Annotated in this window: 20 protein-coding genes and 2 riboswitches; of the genes, 14 read left to right on the top strand and 6 right to left on the bottom strand. The window is 53.9% G+C overall.

Annotated elements, in window-relative coordinates:
* The first annotated feature begins 51 nt into the window (after positions 1-51).
* The 4 genes from osmF (at position 52) to IEW52_RS11415 (ending at position 4,008) form a co-directional block, all read left to right on the top strand.
* Complete coding sequence (gene osmF / locus IEW52_RS11430; RefSeq protein ID WP_188630208.1) at positions 52-969, top strand: glycine betaine ABC transporter substrate-binding protein OsmF; 918 nt, start codon at positions 52-54, stop codon at positions 967-969.
* Between the two features lie 194 nt (positions 970-1,163).
* Complete coding sequence (locus tag IEW52_RS11425) at positions 1,164-2,315, top strand: ABC transporter permease (protein ID WP_188630207.1); 1,152 nt, start codon at positions 1,164-1,166, stop codon at positions 2,313-2,315.
* Entirely contained in the window at positions 2,312-3,271 is a 960-nt protein-coding gene (locus tag IEW52_RS11420; RefSeq protein ID WP_188630206.1) for an ABC transporter ATP-binding protein, read from the top strand. Before IEW52_RS11425 ends, IEW52_RS11420 begins: the two co-directional genes overlap by 4 nt.
* Entirely contained in the window at positions 3,268-4,008 is a 741-nt protein-coding gene (locus IEW52_RS11415) for an ABC transporter permease (RefSeq protein ID WP_229667914.1), read from the top strand. Before IEW52_RS11420 ends, IEW52_RS11415 begins: the two co-directional genes overlap by 4 nt.
* Before the next feature lie 207 nt (positions 4,009-4,215).
* On the opposite strand, the gene IEW52_RS11410 is transcribed toward IEW52_RS11415, so the two are convergent.
* From IEW52_RS11410 to IEW52_RS11400, 3 genes are all read right to left on the bottom strand, one after another.
* A complete protein-coding gene (locus tag IEW52_RS11410) occupies positions 4,216-4,905 on the bottom strand; it encodes a type 1 glutamine amidotransferase domain-containing protein (RefSeq protein ID WP_188630205.1) in 690 nt (229 codons plus the stop codon).
* A 168-nt stretch (positions 4,906-5,073) separates the two neighbouring features.
* Positions 5,074-6,384 carry an LLM class flavin-dependent oxidoreductase gene (locus tag IEW52_RS11405; protein WP_229667913.1) on the bottom strand — a complete coding sequence of 437 codons (1,311 nt, stop codon included), beginning with the start codon at positions 6,382-6,384 and terminating at the stop codon, positions 5,074-5,076.
* The gene (locus IEW52_RS11400) at positions 6,384-7,157 is read right to left on the bottom strand and encodes a 3-oxoacyl-ACP reductase (protein ID WP_188630204.1); all 774 of its coding nucleotides are present in this window, start codon (positions 7,155-7,157) and stop codon (positions 6,384-6,386) included. The genes IEW52_RS11405 and IEW52_RS11400 overlap by 1 nt, the downstream gene beginning before the upstream one ends.
* Before the next feature lie 52 nt (positions 7,158-7,209).
* A riboswitch (TPP riboswitch) is annotated at positions 7,210-7,312 on the bottom strand.
* A 252-nt stretch (positions 7,313-7,564) separates the two neighbouring features.
* On the opposite strand from IEW52_RS11400, the gene pyrC reads away from it, so the two are divergent.
* From pyrC to IEW52_RS11380, 4 genes are all read left to right on the top strand, one after another.
* Complete coding sequence (pyrC, locus tag IEW52_RS11395; RefSeq protein ID WP_188630203.1) at positions 7,565-8,608, top strand: dihydroorotase; 1,044 nt, start codon at positions 7,565-7,567, stop codon at positions 8,606-8,608.
* A gap of 306 nt (positions 8,609-8,914) precedes the next feature.
* A riboswitch (TPP riboswitch) is annotated at positions 8,915-9,042 on the top strand.
* A 98-nt stretch (positions 9,043-9,140) separates the two neighbouring features.
* The gene (locus IEW52_RS11390; protein WP_188630202.1) at positions 9,141-10,574 is read left to right on the top strand and encodes a sodium:solute symporter family transporter; all 1,434 of its coding nucleotides are present in this window, start codon (positions 9,141-9,143) and stop codon (positions 10,572-10,574) included.
* 209 nt (positions 10,575-10,783) lie between these two features.
* Positions 10,784-11,065: an RNA recognition motif domain-containing protein gene (locus tag IEW52_RS11385; RefSeq protein ID WP_188630201.1), complete on the top strand. Its 282-nt coding sequence runs from the start codon at positions 10,784-10,786 to the stop codon at positions 11,063-11,065.
* A complete protein-coding gene (locus IEW52_RS11380; RefSeq protein ID WP_188630200.1) occupies positions 11,058-11,555 on the top strand; it encodes a YehS family protein in 498 nt (165 codons plus the stop codon). The genes IEW52_RS11385 and IEW52_RS11380 overlap by 8 nt, the downstream gene beginning before the upstream one ends.
* 41 nt (positions 11,556-11,596) lie before the next feature.
* Here the strand turns inward: IEW52_RS11380 and IEW52_RS11375 are convergent, their stop codons facing one another.
* Entirely contained in the window at positions 11,597-12,493 is an 897-nt protein-coding gene (locus IEW52_RS11375; protein ID WP_188630199.1) for a LysR family transcriptional regulator, read from the bottom strand.
* Between the two features lie 170 nt (positions 12,494-12,663).
* Here IEW52_RS11375 and IEW52_RS11370 point away from each other — a divergent pair, with 170 nt between their 5' ends.
* Complete coding sequence (locus IEW52_RS11370; RefSeq protein ID WP_188630198.1) at positions 12,664-13,704, top strand: YeiH family protein; 1,041 nt, start codon at positions 12,664-12,666, stop codon at positions 13,702-13,704.
* Between the two features lie 81 nt (positions 13,705-13,785).
* Here IEW52_RS11370 and IEW52_RS11365 read toward each other — a convergent pair whose 3' ends face one another.
* Positions 13,786-14,823, bottom strand: a complete 1,038-nt coding sequence (locus IEW52_RS11365; protein ID WP_188630197.1) for a Gfo/Idh/MocA family oxidoreductase — start codon at positions 14,821-14,823, stop codon at positions 13,786-13,788.
* An 11-nt stretch (positions 14,824-14,834) separates the two neighbouring features.
* The gene (locus IEW52_RS11360; protein WP_188630196.1) at positions 14,835-15,740 is read right to left on the bottom strand and encodes a LysR family transcriptional regulator; all 906 of its coding nucleotides are present in this window, start codon (positions 15,738-15,740) and stop codon (positions 14,835-14,837) included.
* Positions 15,741-15,894: 154 nt separating this feature from the next.
* On the opposite strand from IEW52_RS11360, the gene IEW52_RS11355 reads away from it, so the two are divergent.
* From IEW52_RS11355 to IEW52_RS11335, 5 genes are all read left to right on the top strand, one after another.
* Positions 15,895-17,595 (top strand): L-lactate permease, encoded by a 1,701-nt coding sequence (locus tag IEW52_RS11355; protein WP_188630195.1) that lies wholly within the window; start codon positions 15,895-15,897, stop codon positions 17,593-17,595.
* Between the two features lie 106 nt (positions 17,596-17,701).
* Complete coding sequence (locus IEW52_RS11350) at positions 17,702-18,475, top strand: (Fe-S)-binding protein (protein ID WP_188630194.1); 774 nt, start codon at positions 17,702-17,704, stop codon at positions 18,473-18,475.
* A complete protein-coding gene (locus IEW52_RS11345) occupies positions 18,465-19,883 on the top strand; it encodes a LutB/LldF family L-lactate oxidation iron-sulfur protein (RefSeq protein WP_188630193.1) in 1,419 nt (472 codons plus the stop codon). The genes IEW52_RS11350 and IEW52_RS11345 overlap by 11 nt, the downstream gene beginning before the upstream one ends.
* The gene (locus IEW52_RS11340; protein ID WP_188630192.1) at positions 19,883-20,536 is read left to right on the top strand and encodes a LutC/YkgG family protein; all 654 of its coding nucleotides are present in this window, start codon (positions 19,883-19,885) and stop codon (positions 20,534-20,536) included. Before IEW52_RS11345 ends, IEW52_RS11340 begins: the two co-directional genes overlap by 1 nt.
* Before the next feature lie 80 nt (positions 20,537-20,616).
* A complete protein-coding gene (locus IEW52_RS11335) occupies positions 20,617-23,418 on the top strand; it encodes an FAD-binding and (Fe-S)-binding domain-containing protein (protein ID WP_188630191.1) in 2,802 nt (933 codons plus the stop codon).
* Positions 23,419-23,426 lie beyond the last annotated feature (8 nt).

The following is a 23,426-nucleotide window of genomic DNA, read 5'->3' as shown; positions in this document are numbered from 1 at the left end:
ATGCATTTTCGGGCGTTTTCGGAACCTATTCTTGAGACAAGGACAAACAACATGAAAAAGTCACTGGCTGCGGCCATGTTTACCCTTTCCCTGGTCGCGGCTCAGCCCGCCCTGGCCGCCGCTCCCATAGTGGTGTCTTCCAAGATAGATACCGAAGGCGGCCTGCTGGGTAATGTTATTTATCTGGCGCTGGAGAATGCGGGGCTCAAGGTAGAGAACCGCTCTCAGCTGGGCGGCACTCCCATCGTACGCAAAGGCATTATCTCGGGCGAAATCGATATCTACCCGGAATACACGGGCAACGCCGCCTTCTTCCACAACCAGGAAGCAAACCCGGCATGGCGAAATTTTCAGCAAGGTTACGATCTCGCCAAGCAGCTGGATGACGACCAGCACAAGCTGGTCTGGCTGACACCGGCCAACGCCAACAACACCTGGGCCATAGCGCTGCGCCAGGACATTGCCGAGAGTAACCAGTTACACACCATGTCCGATTTCGGTCGCTACGTGAGCCAGGGCGGTGAGATAAAGCTGGCCGCTTCGGCCGAGTTTGTATCCAGCCCGGCGGTCTTGCCCGCCTTTCAGCAGACCTATGATTTCACCCTGAGCGATAAGCAGCTGCTGGTACTGGCCGGGGGCAACACGGCGGCCACCATCAAGGCGGCGGCGCTGCAGACCGACAACACCAATGCGGCCATGGTATACGGCACCGACGGTGCCATCGCCTCGGTCGGCCTGGTAGTGATGGAAGACGACAAGGGCGTGCAACCGGTTTATGCCCCGGCCCCCATAGTGCGCGAGCAAATCCTGGAAGCCCATCCGGAGATCGCCACCATTCTGGAACCCATTTTTCAGTCGCTGGACGTGAAAACCCTGCAACAGCTGAACAGTCGCATCGCCATCGGTGGCGAAAGTGCCCAGGCCGTCGCCAGAAGTTACCTGTCCGAGAAAGGATTTTTGCAGGACTGACTGTTTTCGGCGTAATACCGGACGGCTGAAGGAAGGATAAGGAGCTCCCTAAGCCAACCCTCGATGGCATGGATGCCATCGCCGAGCTTACAGGTAGGTAGGTAGTTGCTGCGTGTTGGCGTGGGAGACCTTATCCTGACTTACACCTAAGCCCCCAGCGAGGGGAATTACACTGGCATGTTTCAGGAGTATTTTTGACGTTTTCCAATCTCGACAAGGTCGGCTGCACACTTGGGATCGCTCTGCTGCTGTCGTTGTTTACCCTGCCCCTGGTCAGCCTGCAACCCAACCGCATCATGCCCGGCCAAAGCATGGACCTGCTGCATGCAGCCAGCCTTGATTCGCTGATACCGCTGCTGGTGATGTTAGCGCTTACCAGCCTGCTATCACTTTTCAAATATGCCATCCCGCTGCGATTATTGATGCTTCTGACCACCCTGTTCCTGCTGATGTATACGGTCGGCGTCAGCGCCTCACAATTACTGGCCGAGGCCAGCCCCCTGGCTCGCGTATCACTTAATGGCGGTTTCTGGCTGGCAATATTCTGGCTGGCGCTGTTGATCACAGATGCCGCCATCAAGCTGGCATTAAGCCCTCTGTATCGACTGGCGCTGGTTACTCTGATGGTGGCGGCCGTGATGGCATTGCTGGCCAGTGGTCAATGGGATTCACTGTCACTGCTGCGCGAATATCACAACCAGAGCGACTTCTGGCGTCAGGCGATTCGTCATCTGCAACTGTCGCTGGGCAGCATCATACCCGCAGTATTGGTCGGCATTCCGCTGGGGGTGCGCTGCCACCGCTCGGCCAGGCTGAAAGCCATGGTTTTTCCGGTGCTCAATATCTTGCAGACCATTCCCAGTCTGGCCATGTTCGGCCTGCTGATGATCCCCCTGAGCCTGCTGGCCACCGGCTACCCATTGCTGGCCGAGCTCGGCATTCGCGGCATAGGTGCCGCACCGGCGGTAATCGCGCTGTTCTTCTACTCATTGCTGCCCATAGTCAGCAATACCGCCCTCGGCTTCGATCAGATTGATGCCAGTGTGCGAGATGCCGCTACAGGTATGGGCATGAGCCACCGCCAACTATTATGGCAACTGGAGTTTCCACTGGCGTTGCCGGTGATCCTGACCGGCCTGCGGGTAGTGGTGACCATGAATATCGGTCTGGTGGCGGTGGCGGCCCTGGTGGGGGGCGGCGGTTTTGGTACCTATATCTTTCAGGGGTTGGGCCAGACCGCTACCGATCTGGTGATTCTGGGCGCGGTGCCGACGCTGGTCCTGGCCTTTTTATTCGCCATTGTTATCGACACCCTGATAGCCCTGCAGCGAGGCGATAAAGCATGATTGAAGTAACAGCACTCAGTAAACACTTTGGTACACATATTGCCGTCAATAACCTCTCGTTCAAGGTAGATAGCGGCCAGTTTTGTGTGCTGGTGGGCACATCAGGTTGTGGCAAGTCTACCACGCTGCGCATGATCAACCGGCTGATTGAACCCAGCCAGGGGCAGATCAGGATCAAGGGTCAGGATGTCACCACACTGGCGCCGGAGCAGCTGCGCCGGCGTATCGGCTACGTGATTCAAGGGGTGGGTCTGTTTCCTCATCGCACTATCCACCAGAACATAGCCACAGTACCCAGGCTGCTGGGCTGGAAAAAAACGGACATAGATGCGCGAGTGACCGAGCTGCTGACGCTGTTCAAGCTGGACGCCGCCACTTTTGCCGGCAAATATCCTCATCAACTGTCGGGTGGCGAACAGCAACGGGTAGGCGTGGCTCGCGCACTGGCCGCCAAACCCGAACTACTGCTGATGGACGAGCCCTTCGGCGCCCTGGATCCGCTGACCCGGGAACTGCTGCAGGACGAGTTACTGAAGATCCAGCAACTATTGGGGATCACCATCATCATGGTGACCCACGATCTGGAAGAAGCCATCAAACTGGCCGATGTGATTGCGGTAATGGACAAAGGAAAATTGCTGCAACTGGATACTCCAGAAACTCTGCTACGCCACCCTAACGCCGGCTTCGTGCAGGATTTGGTGGGTGGCAGCGAGCGACCGCTGCGCTTACTCAGCACCAAACAGGTCGGCCAAATCATGACTAAATTGGCAACCCTGCCAGCAGCCCAGCCTGTTGCTCAGTTGCCGACCATAGCCGCCAGTGCCAGCTTGCGTGACGCCATGGCTTTACTGATCTGGGAACAAGCGGAGCAGTTGCAGGTGGTGGATGACACCGGCAAACCCATAGGTCAGCTCGGCTTGCATGAGCTGCTGCAACAGGGGGCACGAGCATGAAGCTGCCTGCTGCCCGCAGCTGGCTGAGCCTGGGCCTTCCTGTGCTGCTGTTGCTGATCATGACCGTTAACATTGAATGGCTGGAGCCGCTGTTTCGCCAATTGGTCGATGAGCGCACACCCGCCATCTATGCTCGCGACAGCGTCTTTAATCTGTTGTTCTGGCATTTGACGGCGGTCTTGCTCGCCATTGCCGCCGCCACCCTGATGGCCCTGCTCGCGGGCATTTGGGTTACCCGCGCCTCCGGTCGGGAATTTCTCCCCCTGGCTCGCGCCATCGCCAACCTGGGCCAGACTTTTCCGCCGGTGGCGGTATTGGCACTGGCAGTACCGGCATTGGGTTTTGGACTGACGCCGACGCTGGTGGCGCTGTTTCTCTATGGCATGTTGCCCATCTACGAAAATACCGTGACCGGTTTGCAGCAGGTACCCGACCGGGTACGTGAAGCCGCTCGCGGCATGGGCATGAATGCGCGCCAGCAATTATGGTCGGTAGAGCTGCCGCTGGCCTTGCCTTTGATAGTGGCCGGCATTCGCATTTCACTGGTGATCAGCATAGGGACCGCCACCATAGGATCGACGGTGGCGGCGAAAGGCTTTGGCGAGGTGATCATTGCCGGTTTGCTCACCGACAATATGGCCTACGTGCTGCAAGGGGGCATCATGGTGGCGCTAATGGCCATCGTCATTGATGCGCTGTTGCAGAGACTGGAACGACGACTGTCGCCGCCACAATAAATAGTAAATAAAACCTATTTTTGCCACGGAATCCACGGAAGAAAACGGAAAATTATATTTGTAAGATCCTGACTAAATCAGTAACTAGAGGTAGCCATATTTTACTATTAATAATCATACACTTGCGATCTTACCTTTCGCTCTTATCTTAGTTTAATTTTTCCGTGCGTTCCGTGTTCTTCCGTGGCAAAGAAGTCTTTAAACCTGTTAATGAAGCGATCGCTGCAGCAGCGCCAGCAAGGCCTCGGCGGTGGCGGCGGATGACGCCGGATTTTGCCCCGTGATGAACAAGCCGTCGGTTTCAACATGAACCTGCCAGTCATCCGCCTTGCGATAGTCACCGCCATTGGCCTTGAGCATGTCTTCGACCAGAAACGGCACTATATTAGTCAATTGTACGGCTGCTTCTTCGCTGTTACTAAAACCGGTGACCCGTTTACCGCTCACCAAGGGCTGGCCATCCGACGTTTTAGCATGGCGCAGCACGCCCGGTGCATGGCATACGGCGGCCACCGGTTTATTGGTCGCGATCATGTCTTCAATCAAACGGATGGAATCCGAGTCTTCGGCCAGATCCCACAGTGGTCCGTGCCCACCGGGATAAAACACCGCATCAAATTCAAGGGCTGAAAAGTTTTTCAGCTCGTGGGTATTGGCAAACTGGGTCTGGGCATCCGTATCGCCCGAGAACCGCTCGGTGGCCGGAGTAAGCGCATCAGGATCGACGCTATTGGGATCTATCGGCGGTTTGCCGCCCTGAGGGCTCGCCAGCGTGATAGTGGCACCGGCGTCTTTCAGTACGTAATACGGCGCGGCAAACTCCTCTAGCCACAGGCCGGTTTTTTTGCCGCTATCGCCCAGTTGATCGTGAGAAGTCATGACCATCAAGATATGCATTTTAGCTCCTAGGTTTAAACAATCACGCTTATCAGCCTAGCTTGTTTTTTAGAAAAAAAACAAGCGGTCCACTTTACGCCATAAGCCAAAGAAAAAAGGGACACACGACGTTTCGTGGTGTCCCTTTAGGCAGATTATGAGTCGCTTATCGCTATCCGCAGTCTGGTGTTACTTCGGCTTGGCCAGTCCCAGGTGACCGCGCAGGGTATCGCTCTGATATTCGGTGCGAAACAGGCCGCGCTTTTGCAGCTCGGGCACCACCTGATCGACGAAGTCTTCTATGCCGGCGGGCAACGAAGGGGGCATCAGGTTAAAGCCATCGGCACCTTCGTTACGAAACCACAGTTCCATCTTGTCGGCGATCTGTTCCGGCGTGCCTACCATGGTGCAGTGACCCCCGCCGGCCGCCAGTCGGCCCAGCAACTGGCGCACCGTGGGCTGCTCGGTTTCTATGATCCGTAAAATGGTGCTGTAGCGGCCCTTGGGGCCGGTAAAGGCCTCCAGCGACGGCAAGCCAGGCACGGGCGCATCCAGCTCCCAGTTCATGCAATCCTGTTCGGTATAAAGACCCAGCTGGCGCAATGATGCCTCAACCGGCAATAACTCATCCAGCTCGCGTTGCTTGGCCTTCGCCTCGGCTTCGGTCGCCGCCACATAGGTGACCAGACCCGGCATGATAGGGACGTCAACACCACGACCGGCGGCAGCCACACGGCGCTTGATATCACGATAATAATCCTGGGCGGCGGGCAAGTCGTAAGCTACCGCATAAATGGCTTCGGCGCGGCGTGCAGCCAGCTCACGGCCCTGCTCCGAAGCGCCAGCCTGAAACAACACCGGATGTCCCTGGGGTGGGCGCGGTACATTCAATGGCCCATCAACCAGGAAAAACTCGCCTTTGTGATGAATGGGCTGCACTTTTTCCGGATCGGCATAATGGCCGAAACGATCGAAGCTCAGCGCATCGGACTGCCAGGAATCCCATAGTTTAAGCACCGCATCCACAAATTCGTCGGCTCGACGATAGCGATCTGCATGCACCGGCATAGATTCGTAGTTGTGATTACGTGCCTCCACATCAAACATGGAGGTCACCACGTTCCAGCCCATGCGCCCACCGGAGATATGATCCAGGGAGGCCATCATTCTGGCCGCATGAAAGGGCGTGTAAAAGGTGCTGGAAACGGTACTGATCAGCCCGATGCTGTCTGTGGCGCGACTCATGGCAGCCATGGCGGTCAGCGGCTCCAGGAACCACCAGCTGCCATCGGAGACATTGCCTGCCGACTGACCATCGGCAAAAAATACCGCATCCAGCTTGCCGCGTTCGGCGGTTTGCGCCAGCTGCTCGTAATAGCGAATGTCGCCTAGTCGCTCAACCGAGGAATCGGGATGGCGCCAGGCGCCCTTGTGATGACCACAGCCAAATAAAAATAAATTAAGGTGCATCATGCGTTGCTTGTCGTTGGTAGAAGCCATTAGTTTTTCACCAAACCGCCGTCCACCACCAGATTCTGACCGGTAACAGAACGAGACCAGGGGGAGGCAAAGAACAAGGTGGCATCGGCAAACTCGGCCGGCGTGGTCACACGGCGCAGTGGCGTAGCGGCGGCAATATAATCGAACACCGCTTCGGGAGTGGCCGCCGAGGCATCAGTGGTACGCAGCAGGCCGCCGGACACCATGTTCACCGTGATTTGATCAGGGCCCAGATCTTGCGACAGAGTACGGGTCAGCGATAACAAGGCCGCCTTGGCAGCGGTGTAATCGTGATACGGCACCACCGGATTCTGAAACAGATTGGTACCGATATTGACGATACGGCCAAAACCGGCTTCGCGCATGCCGGGCAACGCAGCCTGAGTGGTATTAAGGGCACCTTTCACTACGCCTTCAAACTGCTGCTGCACATTGCTCCAGCTCAGCTGTTCGGCACTTTCCCGGGCATCGCCATTAAAGGAAAAGGCTGGCAGCGCATTGTTAATAACAGTGGTGATCGGGTGACCAAAATGGGCCTTGGCCTTGGCAAACAAGGCTTGTACGGCGGCGGCATCGGTCACGTCCGCTTGCAGCGCCAGTGCCTGTTCAGGGTAATCCGCCGCCAGCTGGTTGGCCGCTTCGGCGCTGTTCAGATAGTTGATGACCACCCTGGCGCCTTCGCGCAGAAAAGCCCGTACCAGATGCTCGCCCAGACCGCGGCCACCACCGGTAACCAGTACCAATTGTTCGTTGAGATGAATGGAAGTGTGCATTGCTACCTCTAAAAAGTCAGAGGCGAAGGCATGGATGGGCAATCATTGCCGCGAGCCGCAAGGCTGACATCCCTTCGCCAGTATGAACTGGATCAGGTTCGACGGGTGTTATCTCAGCCAAGCAGCTTTGCTGCCAGACACCCCGTGTCACGACCCAGACCATAACATACCCTATCCCCTTCGGGGAGCTGTCAGCTGAAAGCTGTCAGCCAGAAGATAAATCAAAACATAAGTAATACAGAACCTGACTAAAGCGAGATACCGGATTAAGTCCGGTAAGACTGCAAAAACGGTGTTTATTCTTTAGCTGAAAGCTGACGGCTGATCGCTTAAAGCTCCAGAGGGTTTGGTTAAAACCGCCTGGCAGTGGATAATGCAGGTCTGGACGTAATGGAGAACCCGCCGAGATGACCTCACAACAGACCACCCTGACCATCACCCGCCCCGACGACTGGCACTTGCACCTGCGCGATGGCGACCAGCTTAAAGACACGGTTCGCGATGCCAGCCGTTATCTGGGCCGTGCCCTGGTCATGCCCAACTTGCTGCCGCCGGCCACCACCACAGAGCTGGCGCTGGCCTATTACGACCGTATTACGGCCGTACGCCCCCAGGGCAGCCAATTTGAACCGCTGATGAGCCTGTATTTAACCGACAAGACGGACCCGGAAGAGATCCGTCGTGCCAAGGCCAGTGGCAAAATCGTGGCCTGCAAGCTGTATCCAGCCGGTGCCACCACCAACTCGGACTCGGGCGTTACCGACGTCAAGAAAATCTATCCGGTACTGGACGTGATGCAGGAAACGGGTGTTCTGTTGCTGGTTCATGGCGAAGTCACCGACGCCAGCATTGATATTTTCGACCGCGAAAAGGTGTTTCTCGAGACCATACTGCCCGATGTAGTGCGTGATTTCCCCAAGCTGAAAATCGTGCTCGAGCACATCACCACAGAACATGCAGTCAACTTCGTCGAACAGGCCGGCGACAACGTCGCGGCGACCATCACCGCTCACCACCTGCTGTTCAACCGTAACCACATGCTGGTAGGCGGTATACGCCCACACTTCTATTGCCTGCCCATTCTCAAGCGCAACACTCATCAGCAAGCGCTGGTGCGTGCCGCCATCAGTGGCAACAAAAAGTTTTTTATGGGGACCGATTCGGCGCCGCATTTTCAGCACCGTAAAGAAGCCGCCTGTGGCTGTGCCGGTGCCTATACCTCGCACGCCGCCGTGGAGCTGTATGCCGAAGCCTTTGAAGAAGCCGGTGCGCTGGACAAGCTGGAAGCCTTTACCAGCCACCATGGCCCGGACTTCTACGGCCAGCCGCGCAATGCCGATACCATCACTCTGGTAAAAGAATCCTGGACGGTACCCGACACCCTGGAGTTGGCAGGTGACAAACTGGTACCCATTCGCGCCGGAGAAACCATCAGCTGGATGGTGAAGTAATTATTGTGAAGGGTGAAGTGTAAGGAGTGAAGCGGACAAGCAACCCCTAGCGCCGAGCGAAAGAACAAGCCCCGAGCCAAAACTTGGGGCTTTTTTATAGCTTTGGTTTCTATCATTAAGAGTCATTTCAGATCACTATTTTTCCGTTGATTCCGTGTTCTTTCGTGGCAAAAGTAGGTTTTGGTGTGATGTGTTAAGCCGTCGTGCCTGCGGCACTGGTTTATCTCGTCCTCCTCACTATTTACTCTCCACCCTTCACCGCACCGCCAGAAGTTTGACAAGCATCCGGATTCTTCTTACTCTCTTCGCAATTCCTGGGGGAGCCTGGGGTGTTGTTCTAACACCCGAATTGGCTGAGATTCCGCAATTTGCTGCGGTAACCCTTCGAACCTGATCCGGATAATGCCGGCGAAGGGAAGGAAATGACTTACCCTCACTCTCCCTCCTGTATGGCCCGCTGTTACCCGGCATTCTGTAGCCAATGACTGGCTATTATCACTATGCTTGCCTGTGATAGGCAAAGGGAGAACCCATGCTAAGTACTACCGATGCCATTCTCTGGCTCTGTTTATTTGCCGCCGTTTTTGCCATACCCGGGCTGATTTACGCCCGCCGCCAGCAAGATCACCTCGAAGACTTCATTGTGGCTCGCAACAGTCAAAATGGGACCGCCACCATGCTGACGCTGCTGGCCACCACCCTGGGTACCTGGATTCTGTTTGGCCCGGCCGAAGCCGCTACCTGGGGCGGTATTGGCGCCGTTACCGGCTATGCTCTGGGTGCCCTGGTGCCCCGCTTTATGATGATTCCACTGGGCAAGCGCCTGCGTGAGCTGATCCCGCAAGGCCATACCCTGACCGAATTTGTACTGCATCGTTACGGTAAAACCATGTACCTGTTCGTGATGGTAATCATGATGTTTTACATGTTTATTTCGCTCACCGCCGGGCTGACGGCTATCGCCAAAATGGTTGAACTGCTGGCGCCGGTCCCCTTATGGGTAACGGCCACCATAGTAATGGTAGCCACCCTGCTCTACACCCTGTATGGCGGGCTTAAGGTCACCATTTTTACCGACCGGGTACAGATGCTGGTGATCTTGCCGTTTCTGGCATTGCTGATCATGTTTGGCTGGCAAGCCGTAGGCGGACTGGCCCCCACCATCGCCGGACTGAAAGAAAAAGCGCCCCAGTTGCTTAACCCCTTTGATATGGCCGGCTTTAAATCCGGCCTGACCTTTTTTATTGCCGTGGTACTGACCGGCCTTTTCTATCAGGGGACCTGGCAGCGCATTTTTGCCGCTCAGGACAACAAGGCGATTCGCAACGGCTTTATCGTCAGCGGCCTGTTCAGCTTTGTCGCCATTTTTATCATGGGCCTGTTTGGTTTGGCCTTTGTCGGGCTGGCCTTGCCGGGTGACGGCTCTGTGGCCTTATTCAACGTCTTGCTGTCGAATATTCCGCTGTGGTTTGCCATAGGCTTGCTGCCCTTTGGTCTGGCGCTGATCATGAGCAGCGCCGATTCCACCATCAGCGGAATTTCCAGCATGATGGTGGTAGATTTACGTCGCCTGTTGCCCGAGTTAAGCGCCAACAGACTGCTGGGGCTGTCACGCTGGTTGATTGTGTTGCTGTCCATTCCCGTATTGATAGTGGCCTCACAGGGCTTCAGTGTTCTCTATCTGTTCCTGCTGGCCGATCTGTTGTGCTGTGCCGCCGCCTTTCCGGTGTTCTTCGGCTTTTACAATGCGCGCTACCAAAGCTATAACGCCGTGATCAGTACCTTCTCGGGACTGGTAGCCGGACTCTGGTTGTTCCCGGCTCCGGGTGCAGAGATCAACTACCTGCTGGAGTCCTTCCTGCTGGCCACGCTGGTACCGGTTGTGATCTCGGCTCTGCTACTACTCGTCCCCCATCGCCAACCGTTCGACTTCTCGGTGCTGGCCCAGCGAGTTCGCAGTTTGTAACGCTTATCAACCCTGTAGCCGACCCTCTGTGGTCGGCTTTTTTATCCATTCCCTCTCCCCGCTCTCGCCCACAAGCAGGCAGACGTCAGCCACACAAACTGCTACACTCGCGACCCCCTTGAGTTAAGCAGCGTCTATGCTGTTAACACCAAGTCCATTCTTATTATTTATCACTTTGTATTACGCAGCGGCGTCATATTGGAGACACCATGAAAATCATGATCAGGGGCCTGTCCCGTCTAACTACCGAAGAACAAGTACTGGCGCTGCTGGCTCCTTATGGCTTAGTACATTATTTCCATCTGGTGATGGATCCCAACACCAAGAACTCCAAGGGTTTTGGTTTTGCCTTTATGCCTAATCCGGCACAAGCCAAGGCGGCCATCAAAAGCCTGAACGGTATCGAGGTGGACGGTCAAAAAATTCGGGTGAAAAAAGCGGAAGAAAAACCAGAAGATAATCAAAAAACGGAGCAAAGCAGCAATGACTAATAACGATATTTTGCGCCGTATCCGCTATGCCCTGGATATAAAAGACCAAGAAGCGATCACCCTGTTTGGTTTGGGTGAGATCAGCATCGACGAGCCTCAGCTGCTGGCCTTGCTGGCAAAAGAAGAAGATGCCAACTATCACAGCTGCAGCAATGAGCAAATTCTGGGCTTTTTGGACGGCCTGATCCTGAAAAATCGCGGCCCGCGCGAAGGTGGCCCGGCTCCCAAGCCGGAACAGGCCGAACCGATGAATAATCAGATATTCAAGAAGCTGCGTGTGGCTCTGCAGTTAAAGGAAGAAGACATTCTTGGTCTGCTGTCGCTGGCAGGATTTGAAGTCAGAAAGCCCGAGCTGACCTCACTGTTTCGCAAGCCCGGTCACAAGCATTATCAACCCTGTGGCGATCAGTTCTTGCGTAACTTTTTGCAAGGCCTGGCACTGCAGCGTCGCCACGGCGGCGAAAATACGCCAGCTGAAACTGAGTCATAATCGCCAGTTGGTCGGCGGCGCCTGCCGCCGACCGAATACCGTCAGCTAGCCATGGTGTTACGGATCCGTTGCCAGTTAAGTCCGACCTGCTCCGAGCTGAAACAAGGCCGACAGCAAAGTTCGATATCCAGTCCTACCCATACCGATAACGGCAACTCCACCAGTTTTCCCTCGGCCAGCTCTTCTCTGACCAGACTCGCCGGTAAAATGCTCGCCCCCTCTCCTTGTAACGCCAATGCTTTCAACCCTTCGCCCAGCGCATTTTCACACACCGGCAAACACGGTTGCTCACTCAAGGCGGGCAAATATTTTCGTTGAATAAGCGCCCCCAGAAAAGACGTTGGCGGGTAGAGTAACAAGCGCAGCGGAATCTCGGCAGACAACGAATGCAACGGAAGACCAGCAGCATCAACCCCGGTGACCAGCACCAAGCGGTCTTGCCCCACCACCAGGCGCTCTACATCCGGACGATCAAGCTCCGAACTTTTGTCGTCACTGGAGAAACACAACAAAAAATCCGCCGCGCCAGACATGAGCTGCTCGATGGCATCATGGTAATGGCAGGTATTCAAACGGATAAAACTGTCTTCTAACTGGGGCCGTAGCGAATGGATCCAGGCGGGAAAAAAGGTGACCGCCAACGAAGGTTGCGCCACAAAATTGAGGCTGCGGTGTTCATTCAGGCTCTGGCGTAACTGCCCACGAATACCGTAAATATGGGATAATAACAGCCGGGCCTGCTCCAGAAAGTTTTCTCCGGCTTCGGTCAGCACCATAGGGTAGCGATCTCGGCATACCAGCGGCACGCCCAGCCAGTTTTCCAGTGAACGAATACGCCGACTAAAGGCAGGCTGCGTTACAAAGCGAGTTTCCGCAGCCTTGGAAAAATTTCCCTGCTCGGCCAGAGCAACGAAATCATGTAACCATTCGCTTTTCATTTTTCGCTCGTTAACTGAATGATGCAGCATTGTATGCATAAAAGTAACAGCACAGCTATAAAAAGGCATTAGATACACCCAGGCCTAGCTCTTACTATGAAAATATACCAAGGTCGCCATTGTTCGGATGACCCGCCTGGCGTCGTGATTAATCAACAAGGACAACTCTCATGCCTGCAGACACCGATAGCCCTGTGATGGGCATGTTGCAAAAAATTGAACATACCAGAAAACGCTATTTTCCAGGCATTTGTGTAGCCGTGACCATCGGCATCGCTGCCAGCTTCCTGTCGCAACAATATGGCGCCCCCGCCATGCTGATGGCGTTACTGCTTGGCCTGGCATTCAACTTTCTCAGCCAGGAGTCCGTTTGCCTGCCCGGGTTGGAATTTTCCGCCAAGACGGTGTTACGCATCGGGGTCGCCATGCTGGGGCTGCGTATCACCTTCAGCGACGTGCTTACCCTGGGTTGGTCACCGCTACTGATGGTATGTTCCTCTGTGGTACTGACCATAGGCTTTGGCGTGGTCATGGCCCGCATGCTGGGGTTTTCTTCTTCATTCGGCACCCTTACCGGTGGCTCGGTGGCTATTTGCGGGGCCTCCGCCGCCATGGCCATCAGCAGCGTGCTGGATCAAAGTGAACAGACCAAGCGCAATACGCTATTCACCGTGATCAGCGTTACCACCCTCAGTACGCTGGCCATGATTTTCTACCCCATGATCAGTACCAGTCTGGCGCTATCACCTCAGGAGGCCGGACTGTTTATCGGCGCCACCATTCACGACGTCGCCCAGGTTGTGGGAGCCGGTTACAGCATGTCGAACGAAGTGGGCGATTTGAGTACCTTTGTTAAACTGCTGCGCGTGGCCATGCTGGTCCCCATCGTGATGACCATAGGTATTTTGATCCAGCGGGCGGCGCGGCAACGTGGTGAAAACAGCAGTGGTAAAGGGGTGGCGATTCCCGGTTTTCTGCTCGGTTTTGTGGCGCTGTTTATCCTCAACAGTCTGGGGTGGATTCCCACCGCCGTCAGCCAGCCGCTGGCAGGCAGTTCCTCCTGGCTGCTGCTCACCGCCATCGCCGCACTGGGTGTGCGTACGCAGCTCAAGGACATTCTCTCGGTCGGCTGGAAGCCGGTACTGCTGGTGGTGCTGGAAACCCTGTTTATCGCCGGATTGATCATCGCCTATATTCTGCTTAGCAGATAACACACAGCCTGCATCACCCACCATGCAAAACGGCGACCTAAAGGTCGCCGTTTTTATGTAAACTGTTGGTTAGGCCAGCTATTAGATGTCTCTGAAGGTAGTGGCACTCAATGACATTGTTTTGCCTTCCAGCGAGCTTTGTTCTGCCAGATTAATGATATTGAGCCCATCCAGGGCGTCTTGCATGGTCACCGGCAAGGGACCTTCTCCACGAATAGCCTGTGCCGTGGCCTGATAGAAATAACGGTAACCACCAATTTCCGATTCGATAACCTGGGGTTCGTCATCGGAATAAAACACCCCGTAATCGGCTTCTGCTTCTTTCGCCAGATACGGTGAATCCGGCACTATGCCGTTTTGCAGACGTTCTTCCTGAGGATCGAAGCCACGTTTGATATAACAGCCCCGCTCTCCCTGCAGCTTGAAACGTAGCGTAGGGCCCGGATGATATGGGCTGGAATGCAACAAGACTTCTTTATCGCTGTAATGCAGCTGCACATGAAAATAATCGGTTACCTCGGATCCCGGTCGCATCGACAAGCAACGCGCCGTCACCGACTGCGGCTTGCCGAACAAGACCAGGGTCTGGTCAACCAGGTGTCCGCCAAGATCAAACCAGACACCCGCGCCCACCCCCGGCTGCTCGGCTCTGACTCGAGGACGAAAGCGATCGAAATGGGACTCAAATCCATGAATCGGCCCCAGGGTGTCATCGGCCAGCAATTTGCGCAAGGTAACGAAATCACTATCCCAGCGGCGGTTATGAAACGGAATCAAACACAGCTTGTTGCTGTCTGCCAGGCGCATCAGCTCGGCCCCCTGGTGCAACTGGGTCACGGTGGGGTTTTCCATCACTACATGCAGCCCCAGATTCAGCGCCTTGCGCCCCAATTCATAGTGCACTTCATTGGGTGCGGTAATCACCACCAGTTGCGCGCCAGATTCCGCCAGCATTTGATCTACATCGGTATATACCGTTACGTCTGGCCAATCCTGTGCCGCCCGCTCAGGTTTGGAGGTGTTGATGGCGACCAGCTCAAAATCCGACAGGCTATCAATAAACGGCAAATGAAAAATACTGGCTGACTGGCCGTAGCCAATAATGGCGGTTTTAATCATGGTTAACCTCGTTAAAAGTAATGCTTTATATCCATATAGCGAGATCGGATATGCTCGATCAGTAGCTTTATTTTACGTGGTGGCTGACGGCTATAAGGGTAAACAGCATAAATACCCAACACCTTGCCAACCTGATGAGGTAACAGCTCTACTAAACTGCCTGCCTGAAGATCCGGATACACCAAACAACGTGGCACATAGGCTACTCCATGGCCCGCTAGAGCAGCCTTGCGTAAAGCTGCGGCGTTATCGGTGGAAAAATTACCGCTAACTCGTAACGGATAAATTTTACCATGCTGAGTAAATAGCCAATCCCGGGCTCCACTTTCCTGATAGCTGTATATAAGACAGTTATGTTGTAATAAATCCTCTGGAGTCTGTGGCTTACCATGACGGCTAATATAATTAGGCGCAGCACATATGGTCCAACGCGAATCGAGCAGACGACGAGCAATCAGATTAGAGTCCTCTAGATGCCCCGTACGGATCACCAGATCATATCCTTCTTTAATCTGATCTACGAAACGATTATCCAATGACATATCGACCGAGATAATCGGGTGTAGCTCACAAAACTCAGCTATCGCCTCAGCCAAGATTAACTCACCAGAAATAGTGGGTACTGATATCCGAATATGCCCCTGAAGAGATTGACTAAAGCCGCTAACTGCTTCAAATGCATCCTTTGATGCCTGTGCGACCAACTGAGCCTGTTGATACAACACTCGACCAGCCTCACTGAGCGTCAAACGCCGTGTAGTACGGTAAATAAGCGTAGTACCAAGCACTTTTTCCAATCGTGCAATGCGCTTGCTCACCACAGAATTAGTCAGCCCGTTGACTTCAGCCGCCTTGCTGAAGGATCCAAGTTCAATAACTTGGGCAAATAGCACCAGATCATCTGTTTTTGGCATCATTCATCCAGTTTTGGAAACAGTGTATATCTTTAAGTCTATATATCCATAAAAAAAAACAGAATAGGTTACATACCGTTAACACATTGTACGTCTCTACTCTAGGACGCAGCACGTTGCTTGATCACCGCTAACATCTTATCAAGGAAAGGACTCTATGCTTAATAATTCTCTGTTGGCACTACTGGCATTCTCGCCTATTGTGCTCGCCGCGGTTCTGCTGGTTGGTCTGCAATGGCCAGCCAAACGAGCCATGCCGCTGGCATTTATCTTAACTGTACTGGTTGCCCTGTTTGCTTGGGATATGACGGCGACACGAGTAATCGCCTCCAGCTTACAAGGATTAGTGGTATCCGTTTCTTTATTGTGGATTATATTTGGCGCTATCTTACTCCTCAATACGTTAAAACATACCGGTGCCATCACCAGCATCCGTAATGGCTTCACCGCCATCTCGCCGGATCGGCGTATTCAAGCCATTATTGTGGCTTGGTGCTTTGGTTGCTTCATCGAAGGTGCTTCAGGATTCGGTACTCCCGCAGCCGTTGCAGCACCATTAATGGTTGCTTTAGGATTTCCTGCCTTGGCCGCGGTCTTGATGGGCATGATGATTCAAAGTACACCAGTCTCCTTTGGTGCCGTGGGCACGCCTATTGTCGTTGGTGTGACCTCAGGTGTGGACAGTAATGCGATTGGTACTACCTTGGCCGCTTCAGGTTCGAGCTGGGAAGCCTATCTGCAAACCGTGACGAGCTATGTATCAGTCACTCATGCCATCATCGGCATCCTGATGCCCTTGTTCATGTCCATGATGCTTACCCGATTCTTCGGCCAGAAGAAGAGCTGGCTGGAAGGTCTGGATATTCTGCCATTCGCTATTTTTGCCGGCCTGGCGTTTACCATCCCTTATGCCATTACCGGTATTGTGCTTGGTCCTGAGTTTCCCTCTTTAATCGGTGGTTTGGTCTCACTGGCTATTGTGGTACCCGCAGCACGTAAAGGCTTTTTGGTACCCAAGAGTGTCTTCGACTTTCCAGAAGAAAAAAACTGGCCTAAGGAATGGTTAGGATCTCTGGTTATTAGCAAAGAAGATCTGAAGAAAAAACCTATCGGCCTGGCCTTGGCTTGGTTCCCCTATTTGCTATTACCAATATTGTTGGTGCTGAGTCGTACCAGTGACAGCTTCAAAGGTTTACTCACCAGCTGGAGCATGGCGTTTAGCGATATTCTTGGTGAGGCCGGTGTGAGCGCCAGCATTCAGCCTTTATACCTGCCGGGTGGCATTCTGATCATGGTTTCTCTGGTGGCGGTACTAACACAGACCCGTTCACTCAAAGACATGGTACCCGCAATAACCGAGTCATCCCGCACCCTGATTGGTGCCGGTTTCGTACTCATGTTTACCGTGCCCATGGTCCGTATCTTTATCAACTCCGGCGTTAACGAAGCTGATATTGTCAGTATGCCGGTGATGACCGCCAGGGTTGCAGCAGACTTGGTCGGTGACTTTTTCCCTGCGATCAGTGGCGTCATTGGTGCTTTGGGGGCCTTCATTGCCGGCTCAAACACAGTATCCAATATGATGTTCTCTCAGTTTCAGTTTGAGGTTGCCCAAACGCTCAGCGTATCCACTGCCATGATGGTCGCATTGCAAGCAGTCGGTGCTGCCGCCGGTAACATGATTGCCATTCATAACGTGGTTGCCGCTTCTGCCACCGTTGGTTTACTCGGTCGCGAAGGTATGACCTTACGCAAGACGGCATTACCTACCCTCTATTATCTGGTATTCACTGCCATCATCGGCATGCTTGCCATTTATTGGCTGGGTATATCGGATCCCTTGCTGGAGCTATCTTGAGTCATATCCTCTATCGGTAAGTAAATAGTACAAAAGCGAGGAGCCAATACACAGGCCCTCGCTTTTAACCAACTAATTAAGTCGCATTATTGAAAGGAATGACCCTATGTCGTCAGCTATTCGCATTTATCCCGCTAAGCCCAAAAAGGTATATGTCTATGCCACCTGCTTGATAGACATGTTCTCGCCCCAAAGTGGATTGGATGCCATGAAGCTGCTGGAGCGGGCTGGCGTTGAGATTGTTTATGTCCCCGAACAAACTTGCTGCGGTCAGCCAGCCTACTCTTCCGGTTATGAAGATGACGCCAAAACCATCGCTCTAAGCCAGATGGCCCTCTTTCCTGAATCTTGGCCTGTTGTTGTACTGTCCGGTTCTTGTGGTGGCATGATGCACCATCACTACCGTCGGCTATTTGCTGGTAGTGAGCATGAACAATCGGTCAACCAATTTTGTGATCGAGTATTTGAATTGACCGAATTTCTGGTGCAGGTATGTCGCATAAAACTAGATGACCAAGGTCCTGCTACTTCGGTCGTGTTGCATACCTCATGTGCCGCCCGCCGTGAAATGAAGGTACACATCACCGGTCGTCAACTGCTGGGCCAGCTGAGCCAAGTAGAACTCCGCGAGCAGCCCTACGAAAGTGAGTGCTGTGGTTTTGGCGGCACCTTTTCGGTCAGGCACCCTGCGATTAGCGAAGCCATGGTACAAGACAAGACTCAACACCTGTCCGAGACCAAAGCCGATCAATTAATTAGTGCTGACTGGGGCTGTTTACTCAATATCAATGGTGCACTGGAATATCAGGGAAAAAGCCTGCAAGGCACACATTTAGCAACGTTCCTGTTGAACCGGTTGGAGAGTTCAGATGCACAATAAACCGCAACTATTTCATCCACAAGCTGAGGCTGCTCTCGCCGATCCTGAGCTGCGAGCCAACTTCCGTGGCGCCATGGATTATCTACGAGATAAACGCCAAAGCGCCTTCGCCGATCCACATGAAGAAAGCACGATTCGTGATCGAGCCGAGGCTATTCGCCAGCGCTGCCTGAGTAAGTTACCGTCTTTACTGGAACAGCTAGAAGCCAAGTGTATCGCCAACGGCATTCAGGTGCACTGGGCTGAAAATGCCGAGCAAGCCAACGCCCTCTTTGCCGATATTATTCAATCCCATGGCGGTACGCTGGCGGTCAAGGGCAAGTCGATGGTGAGCGAAGAGATAGAGCTGAACCACGCCATGGCGAAGGAAGGCATCGACTGCCTGGAAAGCGACATGGGAGAATATATAGTCCAGTTAGGTAACGAAACGCCATCGCACATCATCATGCCCGCCATTCACAAAAACAAAAAGCAGGTGGCGGACCTGTTTGCCGAGCACGTGCCCGGCTTCAAGCACACTCTGGACGTAGACTCGTTAATTCAAACCGGACGCAATGTATTGCGTGAGAAGTTTCGTAGCGCTCACATCGGAATATCTGGAGTTAACTTCGCGGTCGCCGAAACCGGCACCTTGTGCTTGGTAGAAAACGAAGGAAATGGCCGCATGTGCACCACTGTGCCCGACGTGCATATCGCCATTACCGGTATCGAAAAAGTGGTTGAATTTCTGGCCGATGTACCACCTTTGTTCAGCGCGCTCACCCGCTCCGCGACCGGTCAGACTATTACGACCTATTTCAACATGATCAGCGGACCACGTAAGAACGGTGAACTGGACGGCCCCAAAGAGGTGCATCTGGTGCTGCTGGACAATGGTCGCAGCCAGGCTTTCGTCGACGAAGAAATACGCAAGACATTACAGTGCATTCGTTGCGGTGCCTGTATGAACCATTGCCCGGTTTATACTCGGGTTGGCGGCCATGCTTACGGTACGGTTTATCCGGGCCCCATTGGCAAGATTATTTCGCCTCACATGATGGGATTGGAAGCCACCCAGGATCTTCCCACAGCCTCTAGTCTTTGCGGTGCCTGCGGCGAGGTATGCCCAGTACGGATTCCCATTCCTGAAATGTTACTGCGACTACGTCGGGAAGCCAAACAAGACCCTCGCCCGGGGGTGCCGGCACTACGTGGTCAAGGTGCAGCCAAAACCAATCTGGAAGCCTTTGCCTGGCGCAGTTTTGGCATAGTGGCCAGTCATCCGGCCTTATACCGAATGACAAGCTGGTTTGCCACCCGCCTGCGGGGTCTGATACCCAGCAAGCTTGGACCATGGACTCGTTGTCGTACCGCCCCACAGCCCGCAGCCAATACCTTGCGCGAGCTGATGGCCAAGAGGAACAAATAATGACGACCGCTCGTAACGCTATTCTCAATCGTCTGCGTCAGGCAGAAGTTCAACCGCTGCCCGTCAATGACCCGGATTATCCTGTCTGGGATGAAACCGACCAAGATACTATGCTCGCCAGACTGGTCGACTTGCTGCAACAAAATCATGCCGAGGTATACACACTGAGACATGCCGAGTTGATTACCACACTACAAGCTCAGATCAACAAGCGGGGACTAAAGCGAATTACTACCGGTACCGGCGGAGACTTCCATTCCGAGATTACTCAAGCCTTGGCCGGCCATGCCGAACAACTGCTTTTCGATACACCGCTGGAACAATGGAAAGATGAGCTATTCAACCAGGTAGACGCCGGCATCACCGGATGCCATGGCGCGATTGCTGCCACTGGCACCTTGGTGCTTTGGCCCAACGTGGCAGAGCCTCGAACCCTGTCCTTGGTGCCTCCTTGTCATATTGCTATCCTCAAGGCTTCGACACTGCATACTAATTTGCCGGCCATGATGAAGGAACAAGGCTGGGCTAATGGTATGCCCACTAATCTGCTGCTGATTTCAGGCCCTTCCAAGACGGCCGACATCCAACAAACCTTAGCCTATGGCGCCCACGGCCCCAGGCAGCTACTGGTTCTAATTCTGGAGGATATCTAATGACAGCAACCCCGTTCTATTATCAGGTGACTGTTCCCCTGCCCCTCAATCACCTTCAGCACTAGCATAAAGGATCTTTAATGGCTTCCCAGTATCACCGGCTGATTGCTGAACTACAGCAGTTTTTACCGGATAACCGTATCATCACCGATTCAGCTCTTTGTCTTGCTTACGGCACCGATGCCAGTTTTTATCGTTTGGTACCTAAAATGGTATTGCGACTGGCCAATACCGCTGAAGTGATACGGGTACTGCAATTATGTAGCCAGCACGCGATACACTGCACCTTTCGTGCTGCAGGCACCAGCTTATCGGGGCAAGCCATTTCGGATTCGGTGTTGATCACTCTGACCGATGATTGGCGCCAGCATGACATCAGTGAACAAGGTAAAAAAATATGCCTGCAACCGGGTGTTCTTGGAGCCGATGCCAACAAATACCTGGCACCCTTTGGCCGCAAGATAGGCCCGGATCCGGCTTCCATCAATAGCTGCAAAATCGGCGGTATTGCCGCAAATAATGCCTCTGGCATGTGCTGCGGTACGGCGCAAAATTCTTATCGAACCCTGGCAGGCATGAGTGTGGTGCTGGCCGATGGTACCCTGCTGGACACGCAGGATGCACAAAGCCGCACTCGTTTCGCCGAGCAACAGCCGCAATTACTGGCTGGTTTGCGGCAGCTGCATCAAGAAGTGACAACGAATCCGAGTCTGGCTGACTTGATTCAGCATAAGTATCGACTGAAAAACACCACGGGTTACAGCCTGAACGCCCTGCTCGATTTTGCCGATCCCTTCGATATGCTCGCTCACCTGATGATTGGCTCGGAAGGCACCCTGGGGTTTATTAATGACATCACCTATCACACGGTACCCGATCATCAGTTCAAGGCGTCTTGCCTGCTGGTGTATTCCGATATAGAAACCACCTGTCTGGCGGTAACCGAACTGGCCAACACCCCGGTTGCCGCCGTGGAGCTGATGGATGGCCGAGCCTTGCGTTCCATCGCCAACAACGCCGGTATGCCAGATTTTATCAAGACTCTGGATGATGAGGCCGCCGCCCTGCTGATTGAAGTTCACGGAGAAAGTGCAGCCCAGTTACAGCATAGCTGTGAGCAAGCCATGGCGGCCATCACCGCATTTGTTCCACTAAACCAGGTACCCTTTACTCAAGATCCAACAGTCTGCGCCACCTTGTGGGCCATGAGAAAAGGCATGTTCCCCGCGGTGGGTGCGGTGCGAGAAACCGGCACCACAGTGGTGATTGAAGATATAGCGTTTCACGTGGAACATCTCGCCGCAGCGGTGCGTAAACTGACCAGCTTGTTCGAGCGCTTTGGTTATCATGAAGCCATTATCTTTGGCCATGCCCTGGCGGGTAACCTGCACTTCGTCTTTACCCAGGGGTTCGACAATCAGGAAGAGCGAGATCGATACGGCCACTTTATGGATGCGGTCACCCAGTTGGTCGCGGTGGAGTATCAAGGGTCATTAAAAGCAGAACACGGTACCGGACGTAATATGGCACCCTATGTTGAGCTGGAATGGGGGCACGAAGGGTATCGGCTAATTCAGCGCATCAAGGCGCTGTTTGATCCCAATGGCATTCTCAACCCCGGTGTGATCGTTAACGCCGACCCTAAGGCTCACCTTAACAACCTGAAACCATTACCGGCCGCCGATCCATTAGTGGATAAGTGCATAGAATGTGGCTTTTGTGAGGCAGTCTGTCCATCAAAAAACTTAAGCCTGACGCCGCGTCAACGTATAGTACTATATCGAGAGCTGCAGCGACGACAGGCCAACAACGAAGTCATAGACGACAACCTACAGCAGGTATTTGACTATCAGGGTATCGATACCTGTGCCGCAACCGGCCTGTGTGAGCAGCGTTGTCCGGTAGGCATTAACACCGGTGATCTGATACGTAAACTGCGCAGTGCGCGATATCAGAGGTTTCAATCTATCGCCAGATGGAGTGCCGGACATTTCGCAGGTACTACCCAGGCCGTCGCCATCGGGCTAAATACCGCCGGCATGGCTCGCAAGCTGCTGGGTAGCCAGACCATGACCCACCTTAATCAGGGATTGCGCAAACTAAGCAAAAACACGGTCCCGCTGTGGCTGCCCACGACTCCAATCGCCAACCGGCATCGGCCACAAGGTGTGGATCAAGGTCGCTCCAAAGTCGTGTATTTTCCCTCTTGCGCCAGCCGTACCCTGGGACAATCACCGAATGCCCAAGACCCCCGCTCACTGACCAAAGTCACCCTGGCGGTGCTGGAAAAGGCCGGCTTCGATGTCATAGTGCCTCGGGATTTAAATAGCCTCTGTTGTGGTATGCCCTATCAAAGCAAAGGCATGCCTGATCTCGCCGATGATAAATCTCGGGAGCTGGAAACCCATTTATGGCAAGCCTCGGAGCAAGGCCGTTGGCCGGTGCTAATGGATACCAGCCCCTGTGCCAAGCTCAGCCAGGACAACTTCACCCGCCTGCTAACCGTTTATGAGCCGGTCGCTTTTATCCTGGACCATGCATTGGCACGGCTGCAACTCACGCCGGTACCTGACACCGTCATGCTGCACATTACCTGCAGTAGCCAACGCATGGGGCTGGCAGACAAAATGCTGCAGCTGGCGCAACGCTGTGCCAGCAAAGTGGTGGTGCCGGAGCACATCGGCTGCTGTGGCTTTGCCGGTGACAAAGGCTTTACCCTGCCCGAGCTTAACGCTTCGGCACTGGCTACCCTCAAACAGCAAGTACCGAATGGTTGTACTCGAGGCATAAGCAATAGCCGCACCTGCGAGCTGGGGCTCAGCCATCACAGTGGCATCAATTACGAGTCCATTCTCTACTTGGTAGATGAAGCGAGTCAGTAATGTGTGAA

Source organism: Oceanisphaera marina, assembly GCF_014643915.1.
Taxonomy (GTDB): domain Bacteria; phylum Pseudomonadota; class Gammaproteobacteria; order Enterobacterales; family Aeromonadaceae; genus Oceanimonas; species Oceanimonas marina.
The sequence above is the reverse complement of the archived record's forward strand: the minus strand, read 5'-3'. Positions and strand labels throughout refer to the sequence as shown.

Excerpts from the sequence above, each read along its gene's own strand:
- IEW52_RS11405 (WP_229667913.1), bottom strand. The coding sequence starts at position 6,384 with ATGGCTTCTACCAACGACAAGCAACGCATGATGCACCTTAATTTATTT.
- IEW52_RS11400 (WP_188630204.1), bottom strand. The coding sequence starts at position 7,157 with ATGCACACTTCCATTCATCTCAACGAACAATTGGTACTGGTTACCGGT.
- osmF (WP_188630208.1), top strand. The coding sequence starts at position 52 with ATGAAAAAGTCACTGGCTGCGGCCATGTTTACCCTTTCCCTGGTCGCG.
- IEW52_RS11390 (WP_188630202.1), top strand. The coding sequence starts at position 9,141 with ATGCTAAGTACTACCGATGCCATTCTCTGGCTCTGTTTATTTGCCGCC.
- IEW52_RS11350 (WP_188630194.1), top strand. The coding sequence starts at position 17,702 with ATGTCGTCAGCTATTCGCATTTATCCCGCTAAGCCCAAAAAGGTATAT.
- IEW52_RS11415 (WP_229667914.1), top strand. The coding sequence starts at position 3,268 with ATGAAGCTGCCTGCTGCCCGCAGCTGGCTGAGCCTGGGCCTTCCTGTG.
- IEW52_RS11385 (WP_188630201.1), top strand. The coding sequence starts at position 10,784 with ATGAAAATCATGATCAGGGGCCTGTCCCGTCTAACTACCGAAGAACAA.
- IEW52_RS11375 (WP_188630199.1), bottom strand. The coding sequence starts at position 12,493 with ATGAAAAGCGAATGGTTACATGATTTCGTTGCTCTGGCCGAGCAGGGA.
- IEW52_RS11365 (WP_188630197.1), bottom strand. The coding sequence starts at position 14,823 with ATGATTAAAACCGCCATTATTGGCTACGGCCAGTCAGCCAGTATTTTT.
- IEW52_RS11340 (WP_188630192.1), top strand. The coding sequence starts at position 19,883 with ATGACGACCGCTCGTAACGCTATTCTCAATCGTCTGCGTCAGGCAGAA.
- IEW52_RS11410 (WP_188630205.1), bottom strand. The coding sequence starts at position 4,905 with ATGCATATCTTGATGGTCATGACTTCTCACGATCAACTGGGCGATAGC.
- IEW52_RS11420 (WP_188630206.1), top strand. The coding sequence starts at position 2,312 with ATGATTGAAGTAACAGCACTCAGTAAACACTTTGGTACACATATTGCC.
- IEW52_RS11360 (WP_188630196.1), bottom strand. The coding sequence starts at position 15,740 with ATGATGCCAAAAACAGATGATCTGGTGCTATTTGCCCAAGTTATTGAA.
- pyrC (WP_188630203.1), top strand. The coding sequence starts at position 7,565 with ATGACCTCACAACAGACCACCCTGACCATCACCCGCCCCGACGACTGG.
- IEW52_RS11370 (WP_188630198.1), top strand. The coding sequence starts at position 12,664 with ATGCCTGCAGACACCGATAGCCCTGTGATGGGCATGTTGCAAAAAATT.
- IEW52_RS11355 (WP_188630195.1), top strand. The coding sequence starts at position 15,895 with ATGCTTAATAATTCTCTGTTGGCACTACTGGCATTCTCGCCTATTGTG.
- IEW52_RS11345 (WP_188630193.1), top strand. The coding sequence starts at position 18,465 with ATGCACAATAAACCGCAACTATTTCATCCACAAGCTGAGGCTGCTCTC.
- IEW52_RS11335 (WP_188630191.1), top strand. The coding sequence starts at position 20,617 with ATGGCTTCCCAGTATCACCGGCTGATTGCTGAACTACAGCAGTTTTTA.
- IEW52_RS11380 (WP_188630200.1), top strand. The coding sequence starts at position 11,058 with ATGACTAATAACGATATTTTGCGCCGTATCCGCTATGCCCTGGATATA.